Annotated in this window: 15 protein-coding genes; 7 read left to right on the forward strand and 8 right to left on the reverse strand. The window is 72.1% G+C overall.

Features of this window, described 5'->3' with window-relative positions:
* Positions 1 to 78: 78 nt before the first annotated feature.
* Positions 79 to 333, reverse strand: a complete 255-nt coding sequence (locus ABD340_RS46350) for a protealysin inhibitor emfourin (RefSeq protein ID WP_344598397.1) — start codon at positions 331 to 333, stop codon at positions 79 to 81.
* A 231-nt stretch (positions 334 to 564) separates the two neighbouring features.
* A complete protein-coding gene (locus ABD340_RS46355; protein WP_344598399.1) occupies positions 565 to 1,593 on the reverse strand; it encodes a M4 family metallopeptidase in 1,029 nt (342 codons plus the stop codon).
* 168 nt (positions 1,594 to 1,761) lie between these two features.
* Between ABD340_RS46355 and recO the strand changes: the two genes are divergently transcribed.
* Together recO and ABD340_RS46365 are read left to right on the forward strand one after the other, a co-directional pair.
* Positions 1,762 to 2,571: a DNA repair protein RecO gene (gene recO, locus ABD340_RS46360; protein WP_344598401.1), complete on the forward strand. Its 810-nt coding sequence runs from the start codon at positions 1,762 to 1,764 to the stop codon at positions 2,569 to 2,571.
* Positions 2,568 to 3,365, forward strand: coding sequence for an isoprenyl transferase (locus tag ABD340_RS46365; protein WP_344598403.1), 798 nt, complete (start codon positions 2,568 to 2,570; stop codon positions 3,363 to 3,365). Before recO ends, ABD340_RS46365 begins: the two co-directional genes overlap by 4 nt.
* Before the next feature lie 69 nt (positions 3,366 to 3,434).
* Here ABD340_RS46365 and ABD340_RS46370 read toward each other — a convergent pair whose 3' ends face one another.
* The 6 genes from ABD340_RS46370 to ABD340_RS46395 all read right to left on the reverse strand — a co-directional run bounded on the left by ABD340_RS46370 (position 3,435) and on the right by ABD340_RS46395 (position 7,424).
* The gene (locus ABD340_RS46370; RefSeq protein WP_344598404.1) at positions 3,435 to 3,860 is read right to left on the reverse strand and encodes an OsmC family protein; all 426 of its coding nucleotides are present in this window, start codon (positions 3,858 to 3,860) and stop codon (positions 3,435 to 3,437) included.
* A 227-nt stretch (positions 3,861 to 4,087) separates the two neighbouring features.
* On the reverse strand, positions 4,088 to 4,474 hold the full coding sequence (locus ABD340_RS46375) for a Fur family transcriptional regulator (protein ID WP_344598405.1): 387 nt from the start codon (positions 4,472 to 4,474) through the stop codon (positions 4,088 to 4,090).
* Positions 4,471 to 5,337, reverse strand: a complete 867-nt coding sequence (locus ABD340_RS46380; protein ID WP_344598407.1) for a metal ABC transporter permease — start codon at positions 5,335 to 5,337, stop codon at positions 4,471 to 4,473. The genes ABD340_RS46375 and ABD340_RS46380 overlap by 4 nt, the downstream gene beginning before the upstream one ends.
* The gene (locus tag ABD340_RS46385; RefSeq protein WP_425547552.1) at positions 5,334 to 6,065 is read right to left on the reverse strand and encodes a metal ABC transporter ATP-binding protein; all 732 of its coding nucleotides are present in this window, start codon (positions 6,063 to 6,065) and stop codon (positions 5,334 to 5,336) included. The genes ABD340_RS46380 and ABD340_RS46385 overlap by 4 nt, the downstream gene beginning before the upstream one ends.
* Entirely contained in the window at positions 6,062 to 7,018 is a 957-nt protein-coding gene (locus ABD340_RS46390; RefSeq protein ID WP_344598408.1) for a metal ABC transporter substrate-binding protein, read from the reverse strand. Before ABD340_RS46390 ends, ABD340_RS46385 begins: the two co-directional genes overlap by 4 nt.
* A gap of 61 nt (positions 7,019 to 7,079) precedes the next feature.
* Positions 7,080 to 7,424, reverse strand: a complete 345-nt coding sequence (locus ABD340_RS46395; protein WP_344598410.1) for a DUF6703 family protein — start codon at positions 7,422 to 7,424, stop codon at positions 7,080 to 7,082.
* Between the two features lie 56 nt (positions 7,425 to 7,480).
* On the opposite strand from ABD340_RS46395, the gene ABD340_RS46400 reads away from it, so the two are divergent.
* The 5 genes from ABD340_RS46400 to ABD340_RS46420 all read left to right on the forward strand — a co-directional run bounded on the left by ABD340_RS46400 (position 7,481) and on the right by ABD340_RS46420 (position 12,951).
* Positions 7,481 to 7,792: an antibiotic biosynthesis monooxygenase family protein gene (locus ABD340_RS46400; RefSeq protein WP_344598412.1), complete on the forward strand. Its 312-nt coding sequence runs from the start codon at positions 7,481 to 7,483 to the stop codon at positions 7,790 to 7,792.
* 88 nt (positions 7,793 to 7,880) lie between these two features.
* Complete coding sequence (locus ABD340_RS46405) at positions 7,881 to 9,419, forward strand: DUF1906 domain-containing protein (RefSeq protein ID WP_344598414.1); 1,539 nt, start codon at positions 7,881 to 7,883, stop codon at positions 9,417 to 9,419.
* Between the two features lie 275 nt (positions 9,420 to 9,694).
* Positions 9,695 to 11,083, forward strand: coding sequence for a glycine--tRNA ligase (locus tag ABD340_RS46410; protein ID WP_344598415.1), 1,389 nt, complete (start codon positions 9,695 to 9,697; stop codon positions 11,081 to 11,083).
* Between the two features lie 173 nt (positions 11,084 to 11,256).
* Positions 11,257 to 11,634, forward strand: coding sequence for a hypothetical protein (locus ABD340_RS46415; RefSeq protein WP_344598416.1), 378 nt, complete (start codon positions 11,257 to 11,259; stop codon positions 11,632 to 11,634).
* 150 nt (positions 11,635 to 11,784) lie between these two features.
* Positions 11,785 to 12,951, forward strand: coding sequence for a cation:proton antiporter (locus tag ABD340_RS46420; protein WP_344598417.1), 1,167 nt, complete (start codon positions 11,785 to 11,787; stop codon positions 12,949 to 12,951).
* Positions 12,952 to 12,953: the final 2 nt, after the last annotated feature.

Below are 12,953 nucleotides of genomic sequence, written 5' to 3' on the forward strand. Positions count from 1 at the left end.
CATGCCGAAGTGAACGTGCGGCCCGTCCGCGCCCCGCCCGCCCCGAGCCGGGATGGGCGGGCGGGGGCGCGGCCCAGGTCAGCGCCCCTGGCCGAGGACGTGATGGACCAGTTCCCGGAGCGGCCCGTGCAACTGGGCCTCACCGACGGTGGTGCTGGCGCCGTCGATGTCGATGTCGTACAGGAACTGGTCGGGGATCCGGCCGGGCGGCGGCACCATCGCCAGATCCACCCGGTCGACCAGCCGGGCCAGCATGGGATCGGTGGCACTGTCGGATTGCCCGCGCTGCTCGATCCCCGCGAACCCCCCGCTGCGAACCACTGTCACCTTCACCGTCTCTCCCGCTCGCCTCCGCGTCGCCGCGGCGCGTCCGCGATGCCGGACGCCGGCCCCACACAGCGTCCGTCCCGCCTCGCCGCTTCTCACCACACCGGTTCGGGGGGCGCACCGGTAAGGCGCGTCCCCTTCACAGCGTCACCCTTCACGGCGCCGATTTCCACCGCGCCGTCGTTCACGGCGCCCGTTTCCGTGGCGCCCTGGCCCGGCGCCTCGCCGAATCGCCGTTCACAGCGGGACGCCTACCCCGGACCACGCCTCCCGTACCGCGCGGGTCTCGGCGGCATCGCCGCCGTAGAGACGGGTCGAGGCGGAGACCGTCGCGGCGGCGAACCCGGCGAAGTCGACGGTCGACGAGATCTCGCCGCCGGTCAGCGTGGCGTACCAGATCCGGCCCGCCTTCTCCCAGGAGTTGCCGCCGATGGCGGCCGCGGCCAGGTAGAAGGCCCGGTTGGGGATGCCGGAGTTGATGTGGACGCCGCCGTTGTCGCTGGTCGTGTCGACGTAGTCGTCCATGTGACCGGGCTGCGGGTCCTTGCCCAGTCGCGGGTCGTCATAGGCGGTGCCGGGCTCCTTCAGGGAGCGCAGCGCCACGCCGTTGACGCCTTCGGCCAGCAGCCCCTGCCCGATGAGCCAGTCGGCCTGGTCGGCGGTCTGGCCGAGATGCCACTGCTTGACGCACGAGCCGAACACGTCGGAGACCGACTCGTTCAGCGCGCCCGACTGGTCGCGGTAGACCAGGTCGGCGGTGTACTGCGTGACGCCGTGGACGAGCTCGTGCCCCGTGACGTCGAGCGGGCCGGTGAACGCCAGGAAGAGCGTGCCGTCGCCGTCCCCGTAGACCATCTGCTCGCCGTCCCAGAAGGCGTTCTCGTAGGCGCGGCCGTAGTGGACGGTGGAGATGAGGGGGAGCCCGGCGCCGTCGATGGAGTTGCGCCGGTAGGCGGCCTCGAAGAAGTCGAAGGTGACGCCGAGCCAGTCGTAGGCCTGGTCGACGATCTTGTCGCCGGTCGCGGGCTCGCCCTCGCCGCGGGCCTTCTCGCCGGGGAGCGTCTCCTCGTTCTCGGCGTCGTAGACGGTCCGGTCGGGGACGAAGTCCTCGCTGGGGGCGGGGGGCGTGGCCGAGAAGGCGAGACGGGCCTCGCGCTGCACCGAGCTGAGGGCCAGGGAGCGGCGTGCGGAATCGGCAAGCGCCGGGTCATCGGTGACTTCGGCGACACGTTCCAGCATATGCGGGGGCACGATGGTGCATCTCATGGCACAACGCTGCCAGCTCGTTGTGAGTCCGGCCACAGTTTCCCTGCAACTTTCACGACCTAATGCGGTCACGGACCGTGATGGAAGGCTGGCGCGCGGGTGCGTGCGCGGTCGACGGCGGCGGCCGCTGGACGGCGTTGTGGAACAAAGGTGCGGAACAATGGGGGCGTGACCCTCTACCGCGATGAAGGCATCGTCCTACGCACCCAGAAGCTGGGTGAGGCCGACCGTATCGTCACGGTGCTCACCCGGCGCACCGGACGGATCCGCGCGGCCGCCAAAGGGGTGCGCAAGACCAAGTCGCGGTTCGGCGCGCGGCTGGAACCGTTCACCCACGTCGACCTGCAGCTGTACGAGCGGCGTTCGCTCGACCTCATCACCCAGGCCGAGACGCTGCGGCCGTACGGGGAGCACCTGGTCACCGACTACCCCCGCTACACCGCCGGCACCGCGATGCTGGAGACCGCCGAGAAGCTCACCGCCGAGGAGGGGGAGCCGGCGCTGCGCCAGTTCCTGCTGCTGGTGGGCGGGCTGCGGACGCTGGCCGAGCGCACCCACGACCCGCGGCTGGTGCTGGACGCCTTCCTGCTGCGGTCGTTGTCGGTCGCGGGCTGGGCGCCGGCGCTCGACGAGTGCTGCCGCTGCGGCGACCGCGGCGGGCTGCGCGGGTTCGCGATCGCGGCGGGCGGCGCGGTCTGCGCGCGCTGCCGCCGGCCCGGCGCGGCCACCCCGGCGCCGCCGACGTTCGCGCTGATGCTGGCGCTGCTGCGGGGCGACTGGGAGCACGCCGACGGGAGCGAGCAGCGGCACCGGGTAGAGTGCAGCGGCCTCGTCGCGGCCTATCTGCAGTGGCATCTGGAGCACGGCATCCGATCGCTGCGGCATGTGGAGCCGGAGGACCCCGCGTCCCGTCCGAACGAGAACCAGACCCCCGCCGACAGCCACGACACCGACAGCAGCCACAGGGAGCGAGTTTGAGAAGGGCCGTTCAGCCTCCGGAACCGCACAAGACCGGAGTCCGCCCCCCGGCGATCCCCGCCGGCCTGGTGCCCCGGCACGTCGCCATCGTCATGGACGGCAACGGCCGCTGGGCCAAGGATCGCGGGCTGCCCCGCACCGAGGGCCACCGGATGGGGGAGGACTCCCTCTTCGACGTGATCATGGGCGCGATCGAGCTGGGCGTGCCGTACCTGTCGGCCTACGCCTTCTCCACCGAGAACTGGAAGCGCTCGCCCGAAGAGGTGCGCTTCCTCATGGGCTTCAACCGGGACGTGATCCGGCGGCGCCGCGACCAGCTCAACGCGATGGGCGTGCGGGTGCGGTGGGCGGGCCGGCGGCCCCGGCTGTGGCGCAGCGTCATCGGCGAGCTGGAGACCGCCGAGGAGATGACCCGCGGCAACGACGTGCTGACCCTGCAGTTCTGCGTGAACTACGGCGGCCGGGCCGAGATCGCCGACGCGGCGGCGGCCATCGCCCGGGACGTGCGGGACGGCAAGCTCAACCCGGACAAGATCACCGAGAAGGTCTTCGCGCGCTACCTGGACGAGCCGTCCATCCCGGACGTGGACCTGTTCCTGCGCTCGTCCGGGGAGCAGCGGACCTCCAACTTCCTGATCTGGCAGTCGGCGTACGCGGAGATGGTGTTCCTTGACACGCTCTGGCCCGACTTCGACCGGCGGCACCTGTGGCACGCCTGCGAGCTGTACGCCTCGCGCGATCGCCGCTACGGCGGCGCCGTCCCCAACCCGGTGGAGCCCGCCCCGACCGGCTGAGGCCTCGCGGGGCCGCGGACCCGAGCCCTCGCGCGGGCGAGGGCTCGGTTCCCTTCGTGCGGGGTGCCTCTAGACCAGGGCGGCGTCGAGGCTGATCTTGGTGCCGGCCAGCGCCTTGCTGACCGGGCAGTTCTCCTTGGCGGTCTGCGCGGCCTTCTCGAAGTCGGCCGCGGACAGGCCGGGCACGCTCGCCCGCACCGTCAGGTGGATGCCGGTGATGCCCTCGCCGGGCTGGAACGTCACCTCGGCCTTGGTGTCGACCTTCTCCGGCGGAGTGCCGGCTCCCGCCAGACCGTGCGAGAGCGCCATCGAGTAGCAGGTGGAATGGGCGGCCGCGATGAGCTCCTCCGGGCTGGTGCGGCCGTCCGGCTCCTCGGCTCGCGACGGCCAGGTCACCTCGAAGGAGCCGACCTTGGACGAGTCGAGCGAGACCTTGCCCTGGCCGCCCATCAGCGGCCCTTCCCAGTGCGCGTTCGCAGTACGTGTCGTAGCCATGACCCGATTCTTGCGCATCGGCGGGACGCGGCCTTCCAAGGGGGCGGAGTGGAGGGGCGCGTCGCGTCAGAAACGCCCCGTCCTGGCTGGACGGGGCGTTTCCGAGGGGTGGGAGGATGATGGCCCGGGGAGCAGCGGACGTGCCGCGGCTCGTTCGGACATTTATGGCATGCCAGAGCGACTTTTGCACTGTGGCAATGCACAAAATCTTGCGCGGGCGACCCGGCTCAGGAGCGGTTCGGGGCGCAGTCGGCGCAGGTGCCGAAGACCTCGACGGTGTGCGTGATGTCCACGAAACCGTGCTCGGCGGCGATCGCGTCCGCCCACTTCTCGACCGCGGGTCCGGCCACCTCGACGGTGCGCCCGCACGCGCGGCACACCAGATGGTGGTGGTGCTCCTCCGAACGGCAGGCGCGGTAGACCGCCTCGCCGTCGTCGGTGCGCAGCACGTCGACCTCGCCGGAGTCGCTGAGCGCCTGCAGCGCCCGGTAGACCGTGGTGAGGCCGATCTTGGAGCCGTCCGCCCGCAGGTCGGCGTAGATGTCCTGGGCGCTGCGGAAGCCCTCGCATCCGGCCAGCGCCTGCCGTACCGCGTTGCGGCGGGCCGTCGTCATCCCCGTAGTACCTCCGCTTCGACGTCCACATCTGCCCCGGCCGCGGCCGGGACCGCGCGTCTGCGTCGCAGCACCGCGCCCCCGATCACCGCGGCCACGAACACCGCCAGGGCCAGCAGCACGATCGAGGGTCCAGGTGGGAGATCGTACTGGAACGAGCCCGCCAGCCCGGACACCGCCGACAGTACACCGACCGCCATCGCCAGCAGCATCGTGCCGCGAAAGCCCCGGGTCAGCTGCTGCGCCGCCGCCACCGGAACGATCATCAGCGCGCTGACCAGCAGCAGCCCGATCGCGCGCATCGCGATGACGACCGTGACCGCCGCGGTGGCCGCGATCAGGATGCCGAGGAACCGGGTCGGCAGCCCGGACGCCCGCGCGACCTCCTCGTCCTGGCACAGCAGGAACAGCTCGCGGCCGAACACGGCCACGATCCCGAGCACGGCCACCGCCAGTCCCGCCACCACGTACAGGTCCGACGCCGACACGCTGCTGATCGACCCGAACAGGTACGATTGCAGGTTCGCGCCGCCGCCCTCGGCGCCGGTGAGCACCACGCCGCCCGCCAGCCCGCCGTAGAACAGCAGCGCCAGCGCCACGTCCGCGCCGCTGCGGGTGCGCTCGCGCAGCACCTCGATCGTGACCGCGCCCAGCACCGACACCACCAGCGCGCCCAGGACCGGCGACGAGCCGGTGAGCAGGCCCAGCCCGATCCCGGTGAGCGCGATGTGCCCGATCCCGTCGCCCAGCAGCGACAGCCTGCGCTGCACGATGAAGGTGCCGACCGCGGGCGCGGTCAGCCCGATGAGCACCGCCATCACCAGCGCGACGCGCATGAAGTCGTACTCGAGCATCTCGATCACGCCGCGCTCCCGGTGGGCTCGAGGGCGGGGCCGCCGCGGCCGGTCTCCTGCGCGACGCGGCCGTGCGCCAGCACGATCGTGCGGTTGATCAGCGGCTCCAGCGGGCCCAGCTCGTGCGCCACGAGCACCACCGTGCGGTTCGCCGCGGCCAGGTCGCGCAGGGTCGCGGCGAGCGCGGACTGGCTGGCGGCGTCCACCCCGGCGGTCGGCTCGTCCATCACCAGCGCCTCGGGCTCGCCCGCCAGCGCCCGGGCGATGAGCACGCGCCGCTGCTGGCCGCCCGACAGCAGGTGCGCCGAGTCGCGGCCCCGGTCGGCCAGCCCGACCGCTTCGAGGGCCCGCTCCACCGCGGCCCGGTCGGCGGCCGAGGACGGCCGCCAGCGCGACTGCCGCGCGACCCGGCCGGACGCCACGACCTCCCGCACCGTGGCCGGCACCCCGCCGCCCGCCGGCAGCCGCTGCGGGACGTACCCGACCCGCTTCCAGTCGCGGAACCGGGCGGGCGCGCGGCCGAAGATCTCGGTCCGTCCCGAGGCCAGCGGCAGCAGCCCCAGCAGCGCCTTGACCAGGGTGGACTTGCCCGCCCCGTTGGGGCCGAGCACGGCCAGCAGGTCGCCGGGCGCGACGACCAGGTCGACGCCGCGCAGCACCTCGCGGCCGTCGAGGCGGACCCGCCCGCCGCTCATCGCGAACGGCGGGGCGGACGGGGACGGGGCGGTGGGTTTCATGAGCATCCCAGGGCGGGTTTCAGGGTGTCCAGATTCCTGCGCATGATCGAAAGGTAGTCGTCGGAGGAGCCCTCCTTGACGCCTTCGACCGGGTCGAGCACCGCGGTCCGGACCCCGGCCGAACGGGCCAGCGACTCGGCGACCCTGGCGCTGACCAGCGTCTCGGTGAAGACCGTCGTGGCGCCGGCCGCCTTGACCTCGTGCGTCAGCTCGGCCAGCCGCCTGGGCGAGGGCTCGGCGGCGGGGTCGACGCCCGCGATGGAGACCTGCTTCAGGCCGTACCGGTCGGCGAGGTAGCCGAACGCGGCGTGCGCGGTGACGATCGTCTTCTGCCGGCACGACTTCAGGCCGTCCCGGAACGCCTGGTCGAGCCGGGTGAGCTCGGCCGCGGTCGCGGCGGCGCGGGACTTGTAGCCGGCGGCGTGCCCGGGGTCGGCGGCGGCCAGCCGGTCGCCGAGGGCGGTCGCGATGGCGGCCATCCGGCTGGGGTCGAGCCAGATGTGCGGGTCGGCGGAGCCCTCGTGGTCGTGGCCCTGCTCGCCCTCGCCCTCATGGCCGTGCTCGTGCCCGTCGGCGGCCGGCGCGGGGATCGTCTTGATCACGCTCGCCGCGTCCAGCGCCCTGTCCTTGGCTCCCTTGCTCACGGCGTCGTCCACCGCGGGCTGCACGCCCTTGACGTAGACCGTGTAGTCGGCTTTGCGGACGTCGGCGATCTGGCGGGCGGTGAGTTCCAGATCGTGCGGCTCGGTCCCCGGCCGGGTGAGCGTCTGGACCGCGGCGTCCGGGCCGCCGACCTTCCCCGCCAGCCAGGCGACCGGGTAGAAGGACGCGACGATCTCGGACTTTCCGGCCCCGGCCGCGTCACCGCCGCCGCACGCGGTGAGGCCGGCCAGGCCGGTGACGGCCAGCGCGGTGATCGGGAGGGCGCGAAGACGCCAGCGAGAGAAGAACACGCCCCAAGTGTGGACGAAGATGAAAATGGTTGTCAAAACCGACGTATCGCCGTGGCGGCCGTCACGGCAGATGGGCGACGGCGAACGCCGCCAGTACCGCCAGCGCGGCCAGGCGCAGGAGCCGTCCGGAAAGCTCCAGTTCAGGCCAGTTGAGATAGGCGAACCAGGCGAGCAGCACCCAGAGCACCAGCAGGCCGGACGCGCCGACCCAGCCGGAACCGGCCATGCCGATCACCAGCAGCCCGAAGACCACGGCCAGCAGCGCCCAGCGCGGCATCCGGCTCAGGAAGACCAGCGGGGCCGCGCTGCTGGCCTCGACGGCGGCGCGCAGTCCCGGCCGCCGCTCCGGCGGACGCCCGCCCGACGCCCCGCCGGCCGATCCGCCCCGTGCGTTCCGTGCGTTCACGGGCCCCAACGTACGCCGACGGCGGGCGTGGTGGCGCCCGGTGCCAGGATGGATACGTGATTGCGATTACCCGGTACCGCGTGCCCGGCCAGGAGGCCGACGGTTTCGCCGAGCGGATGACGGCGGTGCTCGACGCGCTCGCGGCCAGCCCCGGCTACCGTTCGGGACGGCTCGGCCGCACCGTCGACGACCCCTCGCTATGGGCGCTGGTCACCGAATGGGACGGCGCCGGCTTCTACCGCCGCGCGCTCGGCTCCTACGAGGTTCGGCTGGAGTTCATCCCGCTCGCCGCGCTGGCGGTGGACGAGCCGGGCGCCTACGAGATCCTGGCCGACCGTCCCGCGGCCGGGAACGCCGCTGGTCAATAGCCGGGAAAGATCGTCCGGCCCGCGGTTTCGGGCGACCCGCCGACGGTGATCATCGTCCGCGACATGATCACCTCGCGGGGGAGTTGTGATGCGCCATGTGCCCGTTCTCGGTGGACTCCTGGGCGTGGTGGCGCTCTCGCCGCTCGTCTCCGGGCCCTACCCGGCCGCCGCGCGGGCCGAGAGTGAACCGGCCCCCGCGCTGAGCGCCGCGGCGCACGACGAGCGGCGCACCGCCCGCGACTCGCGCGGGCAGCGGCAGCGGCGTGCGGCGGTGCGCGTCGCCGCCTACCGGGGGCTGCGGATCCCCGTCCCGGACGGCTGGCAGGTGCACGATCTCGAGCGGGACCCGTCCCGCTGCGTCCGGTTCGACCGGCGCGCGATCTACCTCGGCCGGCCGGGGGAGCGGCCCGACTGCCCGGCGCGGGTGATCGGCGGTGAGGACGCCCTGCACGTGGCGCCGCTCGGGCCCGCCGGGACGTCCGCGCGGGCCGGGCGCGGTCCGGTACGGGCGGACCGGCTCGCCGCCTACACCGTGAAGCCGACGGCGGACCACCGGGTGCGGGTGCCGCTCCGCGAGGCCGGGGTCGTGATCAGCGGCTCGTACGGGACGGACCCGTCCCGGATCCAGCGGCTCATCCGCGGCGCGACGGTCAACGGGCCCCGGCCGCTCGGCGACGACCCCGACGACGAGGACGAGAAGGAATTCCGGGACGACGACCAGGGCAAGCACTCGGACAAGGACTACAAGGGCAAGGACAAGAACGAGTACTCGCCCAAGCGCCCGGAGGACGGTACGACGCTCCTGGACCTGATTCCGCGTCCCTCGGACGGGGGAGGCGGCAAGCCCAAGAGCAAGAAGCCCAAGAGCAAGAGCAAGAAGCCCAAGAGCAAGAGCAAGAGCACGAAGGGCAAGGCCCCGAAGAATCAGCCCAAGACGGGGCGGCAGAAGAACTGGGCGGTCGGGAAGGGCTTCGACACCTGCACGGCCCCGTCCCTGGCCTCCATGCGCGCCTGGCGCAAGGCTTACCGCATCAGCAACATCTACATCGGCGGCGCCGCACGTGGCTGCGCCCAGCCCAACCTCACCCGCGACTGGGTGAAGTCGGCGCGCAGCATGGGCTACCGGCTGATCCCCACGTACGTGGGCCTTCAGGCGCCCTGCGGCCGCTATCGCGCCCGGTTCACGGCGGGCAACGCGGCGGCACAGGGCAGGAGCGCGGCCGTGGACGCCATTCGCAAGGCGAAGGCGCTCGGCATTCCGGCAGGCAAGCCCATCTATTTCGACATGGAGGCCTACCCGAACGATGCCTCGTGCCGCAGAGCGGTTCTGACGTTTCTGCACAACTGGACCGTGAAGATGAAGGCCGAACGGTACGTGCCGGGCGTCTACAGCAGCGTGGGCTCGGGGATCCGCGATCTGGCCAGGACGACGGGGTACACCCTGCCGCAGGCGGTCTGGTTCGCGCACTGGGACGGGAAGCCGAGACTGTACGGGCACCCGCAGATCCCCGATCGGCTCTGGCATCCGCACCGCCGGATCAAGCAGTACCGGGGCGGGCACCGGGAGACGCACGGCGGCGTCACGATCAATATCGACAGCAATAACGTGGACGGGCGGGTCTACTGAGGCTCCGCTCCTCTCCTGGGACGGCGCTGACAAATGTGGTGGCGAACCCGAGACTTTCCGAAATCGTGCATTTTTGGACTGTTTAGGGTGGCGTACAGACGCCCGTGCCAGTGCTCTAAGCTGGGGATCGCTCGCGGGGCGCCGGGGACGTCGCGCTCCGCCGCAGCAGCACGACACCCGGGGATCACACTCACCGCGGCCCGCCCGCCGCACCTGCGCGGCGGGCGGGCCGTACGGATAAATCCCGCCGACTGCCAGTTGGATGGAGAATGCTCATGGCACGCCGTTCCGACGTGTTGGACACGATCGTCAACCTTGCCAAGCGCAGGGGCCTGGTCTACCCGTCGAGCGAGATCTACGGCGGGCTGCGCGCCTCGTGGGACTACGGCCCGCTGGGCGTGGAGCTGAAGAACAACGTCAAGCGCCAGTGGTGGAAGTCCATGGTGCAGGGCCGGGAGGACGTCGTCGGCCTCGACTCGTGCGTGGTCCTGGCGCGCGAGGTCTGGGAGGCCAGCGGTCACGTCCAGGCGTTCGTCGACCCGCTCACCGAGTGCCAGTCCTGCCACAAGCGCTTCCGGGCCGACCACCTGGAAGAGGCGTACGAGGAGAAGCACGGCAGGCCCCCGGCGAACGGCCTGGCCGACATCGGCTGCCCCAACTGCGGGGTGAAGGGCTCCTTCACCGAGCCGCGCATGTTCAACGGCCTGCTCAAGACCTACCTGGGCCCGGTCGAGGACGAGTCCGGCCTGGCCTACCTGCGCCCCGAGACCGCGCAGGGCATCTTCATCAACTACCTCAACGTGCAGCAGTCGGCGCGGCGCAAGGTCCCGTTCGGGATCGGCCAGGTCGGCAAGTCGTTCCGGAACGAGATCACGCCGGGCAACTTCATCTTCCGCACCCGCGAGTTCGAGCAGATGGAGATGGAGTTCTTCGTCCGTCCCGGCTCGGACGAGGAGTGGCACCAGTACTGGATCGACGAGCGGATGCGCTGGTACACCGACCTGGGCATCCGCAAGGAGAACCTGCGGCAGTTCGAGCACCCGGCCGAGAAGCTGTCGCACTACTCCAAGCGGACCGTCGACATCGAGTACAGGTTCGACTTCGCGGGCGGCGAGTGGGGCGAGCTCGAGGGCATCGCCAACCGCACCGACTACGACCTGACCACGCACGCCAAGGCGTCCGGGGCCGATCTGTCGTTCTTCGACCAGGAGGCCGGGGAGCGGTTCGTCCCGTACGTGATCGAGCCCGCGGCGGGCGTCGACCGCTGCACGCTGACGTTCATGATGGACGCCTACGCCGAGGACGAGGCGCCCAACGCCAAGGGCAAGCTGGAGAAGCGCACGGTGATGCGGCTCGACCGGCGGCTGGCCCCGGTCAAGGTGGCGGTGCTGCCGCTGTCGCGCAACGCCGACCTGTCCCCGAAGGCGCGCGACCTGGCGGCCCGGCTGCGCCAGAACTGGAACGTCGAGTTCGACGACGCGGGCGCGATCGGCCGCCGCTACCGCAGGCAGGACGAGATCGGCACCCCGTTCTGCGTGACGGTCGACTTCGACACGCTCGAGGACGACGCGGTGACCGTGCGGGAGCGCGACACCATGAGCCAGGAGCGCATCGCGATCGGGCAGGTCGAGGCGTTCCTCGGCGCCCAGCTCCTGGGCTGCTGACCGGCTGCCGAACCGGCGACCGCAGAGGGCCGCCCCCTTCCGCTCGGGAAGGGGACGGCCCTCGCGTATTTGGTGAAACCGGACAGGATCACATAGTCTCCTAGCGGATTGTTCCGATACGGACTTCTGATCCGGGCTTTTGACACGGGCGGCTGAGAGGGCAGAGTGTGCGGGTGCGACGCCGAGCGGTGCTGCCGCTGCTGGCGTTCGTCCTGTGCCTGCTCGGGCTGATCTACGAGCCCGGCGCGCCTGCCCTCCACAAGGGAGGGCCCGACGGCCCGTTCGCGGCCGCCCCCGCCCTTCCGGTCGCGGCGACGACGCACGGGCCCGCGCACGACACCGACCTGGACCCGGCCTTCCTGGCCAACCACGCGCAGGCCGCCGCTTCCGGGGACCAGCCGGCACCGCCGCTCGCGCTGCCGCCCGAAGGCATCGCGCCGTACGCCCCGCCCGGCGTCCGCGTGGCCGGTGCCCCCTACCGGCCCCCCACCGCCTGCCCGCACGCCACGACGCGGCGAGCGCGCGCCCCGCCCGCCTCCACGGGTTCCTGACGTCCTGTCGTCCCGGTGGCCGTCCGACGGCCGCCGGCAGCCGCGCGCGGCCCGCCGTGCCCCAAGGGGCGCGCTCCGGCCGCGCGGTGCTCCTGTTGGAGGTTTCCCATTCACATCGCCGAAGCACTCATCGCTCTCGGCGGGGCGTTCGTGGTCGCCGGGCTCCTGGCCCGGGCCGGCGTACGGATCGGCCTGCCCACCATCCCCCTGTTCATGCTGGCGGGCATCCTCTGCGGCCCGCACACACCCGGCATCGCCCTGTTCGACGATCCCGCCGACCTCAAGCTGCTGTCCGCCCTCGGCCTGGTGTTCCTGCTCTTCTACCTCGGTCTGGAGTTCCACCTGGACGACCTGGTGTCCGGCGGCGGCCGGCTGCTCCTGGCCGGAGGGTTCTACCTGCTGCTCAACGTGGGTGGCGGGCTGGCCTTCGGCTTCGCGCTCGGCTGGGGCGGCCGGGAGGCGTTCGTCCTGGCCGGGGTGATCGGCATCTCCTCCTCGGCCATCGTCACCAAGGTCCTCATGGACCTGGGCCGGCTGGGCAACCCCGAGAGCCGGCTGATCCTCGGCATCATCGTGGTCGAGGACGTCTTCCTGGCCCTCTACCTGGCCCTGCTCCAGCCCATCCTGGGCGGCGCCAGCGGCTTCGGCGAGGCCGCCGCCGAGTTCGGCAAGGCGTTCGCGCTGCTGCTCGTGCTGGCCTGCGTCGCCCGCTGGGGCGCCCGCTGGGCGGGCCGGCTGGTCGACGTCAAGGACGACGAACTGCTGGTGGTCACCTTCGTCGGGCTGGCCGTGCTGACCGCGGGGATCGCCGAGGAGTTCGGGGTCTCCGACGCCATCGGCGCCTTCATGATCGGGCTCATCCTCGGTGCGACCCGGTCGGCGGAGCGGATCCGGACGCTGGTGCACCCGCTCCGGGACGCCTTCGCCGCGCTGTTCTTCTTCGCCTTCGGGCTGCAGATCGACCCGGGCGACCTGGCCTCGGTGGCCGTTCCGGTCCTGCTCGCGGTGCTGCTCACCGTCGTGCTGAACCTGTCGGCCGGGCTGCTGGCCGGTCGGATCCACGGGTACGGGCGCGTCCCGTCCGCCAACGTCGCGCTGACCGTGCTGTCGCGGGGCGAGTTCGCGCTGGTGCTGGCGTCGATGGCGGCCGCCGCCGGGCTCGACTCCAGGCTCGCCCCGTTCATCGCCGGGTATGTCCTGGTGCTGGCCGTGGCGGGGCCGCTGGCGGTCACCCGCTCCGAGCGACTGGGACGGCTGCTGCCCGAACGGCTGTTCCCCGCCGCCGCGACCCGCGCGGAGGAGCCCGCCCTCCGCTGATC

Source organism: Actinomadura vinacea, from assembly GCF_039532545.1.
Taxonomy (GTDB): domain Bacteria; phylum Actinomycetota; class Actinomycetes; order Streptosporangiales; family Streptosporangiaceae; genus Spirillospora; species Spirillospora vinacea.

Excerpts from the sequence above, each read along its gene's own strand:
- ABD340_RS46355 (WP_344598399.1), bottom strand. The coding sequence starts at position 1,593 with ATGAGATGCACCATCGTGCCCCCGCATATGCTGGAACGTGTCGCCGAA.
- ABD340_RS46370 (WP_344598404.1), bottom strand. The coding sequence starts at position 3,860 with ATGGCTACGACACGTACTGCGAACGCGCACTGGGAAGGGCCGCTGATG.
- ABD340_RS46375 (WP_344598405.1), bottom strand. The coding sequence starts at position 4,474 with ATGACGACGGCCCGCCGCAACGCGGTACGGCAGGCGCTGGCCGGATGC.
- ABD340_RS46385 (WP_425547552.1), bottom strand. The coding sequence starts at position 6,065 with ATGAAACCCACCGCCCCGTCCCCGTCCGCCCCGCCGTTCGCGATGAGC.
- ABD340_RS46405 (WP_344598414.1), top strand. The coding sequence starts at position 7,881 with ATGCGCCATGTGCCCGTTCTCGGTGGACTCCTGGGCGTGGTGGCGCTC.
- ABD340_RS46410 (WP_344598415.1), top strand. The coding sequence starts at position 9,695 with ATGGCACGCCGTTCCGACGTGTTGGACACGATCGTCAACCTTGCCAAG.